This is a genomic window from Microcystis sp. M169S2 (genome assembly GCF_020245865.1).
GTDB lineage: Bacteria > Cyanobacteriota > Cyanobacteriia > Cyanobacteriales > Microcystaceae > Microcystis > Microcystis ichthyoblabe_A.
The window spans coordinates 1-3,018 of record NZ_JADBUB010000218.1 but is presented as its reverse complement, the minus strand read 5'-3'; the positions used below and the strand labels follow the sequence as shown (position 1 = coordinate 3,018).

The window sequence follows — 3,018 nt, the reverse complement described above, 5'->3', positions numbered from 1 at the left end:
GGAAACCAAACAAAAAAGCCTCATTGAAATGAATCAATGAGGCTCTCAATAAATATGGCAGCTACCTACTCTCCCGGCGTAATGCAAGTATCCGCCTTTGGCGGAGGGACTTATGCGCCTTCGGCGCATCGGAATAGGAAGAGTGAAACTTCATCAGGGAAACCAAACAAAAAAGCCTCATTGAAATGAATCAATGAGGCTCTCAATAAATATGGCAGCTACCTACTCTCCCGGCGTAATGCAAGTACCATCGGCCATGGGGGACTTAACTTCTCTGTTCGGAATGGGAAGAGGTGAACACCCCCGGCAAAACCACCATAAGCTGTTGCGGTTGTTAACAATCAATAATGTACATATTGGGAAGCTGATCAAAGAACAAGAAAAAAAATAAAGCTTACGGGCAATTAGTACTACTCGGCTTTACTGTTACCAGTTTTACACCTGTAGCCTATCAACGTCATAGTCTTTGACGACCCTTAAAAGTAAACTCATCTTGTGGAAGGTTTCACGCTTAGATGCTTTCAGCGTTTATCCTTGCCGTGCATAGCTACTCTGCATTACACCTGGCGGCATAACAGATACACCAGCGGCACGTACGACCCTGTCCTCTCGTACTAAGGTCATGTCCACTCAATTTACTAGCGCCCACCACAGATAGGGACCGAACTGTCTTGCGACGTTCTGAACCCAGTTCACGTGCCACTTTAATCGGCGAACAGCCGAACCCTTGGGACCTTCTCCAGCCCCAGGATGTGACGAACCGACATCGAGGTGCCAAACCTTACCGTCGATATGAGCTCTTGGGTAAGATCAGCCTGTTATCCCCGGAGTACCTTTTATCCTTTGAGCGATGGCCCTTCCATGCAGAACCACCGGATCACTTTAGCCAGCTTTCGCCCCTGCTCGACGTGTTTGTCTCACAGTCAAGCACCCTTTTACTAATGCGCTCTGCGTACGATTACCAACCGTACTGAGGGTACCTTTGCGAGCCTCCGTTACTTTTTAGGAGGCGACCACCCCAGTCAAACTACCCACCATGCAATGTCCCCGCTTTTGGCGGGTTAGGTTCTAAGCAACAAAAGGTTGGTATTTCAACGATGACTCCACAACACCTGGCGATGCTGCTTCATAGTCTCCCAACTATCCTACACATTTGTTGCTCAAAATCAATGCAAAGTTGTAGTGAAGGTTCACGGGGTCTTTCCGTCCCGTGGCGGGTAACCGGCATCTTCACCGATACTACAATTTCACCGGGCTCGTGGAGGAGACAGTGTTCAACTCATTAGACCATTCGTGCAGGTCGGAACTTACCCGACAAGGAATTTCGCTACCTTAGGACCGTTATAGTTACGGCCGCCGTTTACTGGGGCTTCAGTCAGGAGCTTTGGCTTGCGCCGAACACCCTTCCTTAACCTTCCAGCACCGGGCAGGTTTCAGGCTCTATACGTCAACTTACGTTTTTGCAGGGCCCTGTGTTTTTGTTAAACAGTTGGTTGAACCAATTTACTGAGACCGTCAGAGACGGTACGCTTTATCCCGAAGTTACAGCGTCAATTTGCCTAGTTCCTTCTCCACGGCTCACCCGAGCGCGTTAGAATACTCATCCCGTCTACCTGTGTCGGATTCCGGTACTGGCTGCTATACTCGCTTTTCTTGGCAGGGATTTTATGATTTCGCTTTGTCCGAAGACTCCACTCAGGCGCACATCCGTCTGTACGCAACCACCACGTCCCTGCGTCACTTTTAATGTATAGCAGGTGAAGGAATATTAACCTTCTTTCCATCAGATACCCCTTTCGGGTTTTCCTAAGGACCAGACTAACCCTGATCCGATTAACGTTGATCAGGAAACCTTAGACTTTTCGCGTTAAAGTTTTTCACTTTAATTATCGTTACTTATGCCTACATTTTCTTTTCAAATCGCTCCAGCATGGCTCGCGCCACACCTTCGATGCAGATTTGAATGCTCCCCTACCACACTCTGCCAAAGGCAGAGGTTTAGAACTTCGGTTCATAGTTTGATGCCCGATTATTTTCCGTGCAGGATCTCTCGACCAGTGAGCTGTTACGCACTCTTTAAATGAATGGCTGCTTCCAAGCCAACATCCTGGCTGTTATAGAAATCCCACCTCGTTTGATCAACTTAACTATGTATTAGGGACCTTAGTTGCTAATCTGGGTTATTTCCCTCTCGGCCACGGACCTTAGCGCCCGCAGCCTCACTCCCGGAGATATATGATAGCATTCGGAGTTTGTCAGGGTTTGGTAGGCGGTGAAGCCCCCTAGCCCAATCAGTAGCTCTACCTCTATCATACTTCTATATCCGAGGCTGTTCCTAAAAACATTTCGGGGAGAACGAGCTATCTCTCAGTTTGATTGGCCTTTCACCCCTATCCACAGGTCATCCCAAGACTTTTCAACGTCAACGGGTTCGGTCCTCCATTCTGTGTTACCAGAACTTCAACCTGCCCATGGATAGATCACAAAGTTTCGCGTCTACCCCGACTGACTAATCGCCCTATTTGGACTCGCTTTCGCTTCGGCTCCGTTAAATAAGAACTTAACCTCGCCAGTCAGGAGTAACTCGTAGGCTCATTATGCAAAAGGCACGCCGTCATCCGCCAAAGGCGGACTCCGACCGCTTGTAGGCGTACGGTTTCAGGTACTATTTCACTCCCCTGTTCGGGGTGCTTTTCACCTTTCCCTTACGGTACTGGTTCACTATCGGTGTCTGAGGAGTATTTAGCCTTACCAGATGGTGCTGGCAACTTCACGCAAGATTCCTCCGGTCCCGCGCTACTCAGGATACTGCTCGTCCTTGTTAATTTGTATCTACAGGGCTATCACCTGCTATGGCTCAACTTTCCAGAAGATTCGATTTGATAACAATTTCTAAATGCAGTCCTATAACCCCGGATCGGCACGCCGACCCGGTTTGGGCTGTTCCCTTTTCGCTCGCCACTACTTAGGGAATCACTGTTGTTTTCTTTTCCACCCGGTACTTAGATGTTTCAGTTC

2 rRNA genes are annotated in these 3,018 nt (G+C 48.6%); both read right to left on the bottom strand.

Features of this window, described 5'->3' with window-relative positions:
* Positions 1-209: 209 nt before the first annotated feature.
* A 5S ribosomal RNA gene (gene rrf, locus IM485_RS20100) occupies positions 210-320 on the bottom strand.
* A 63-nt stretch (positions 321-383) separates the two neighbouring features.
* A 23S ribosomal RNA gene (locus IM485_RS20095) occupies positions 384-3,018 on the bottom strand; the annotation flags it as partial.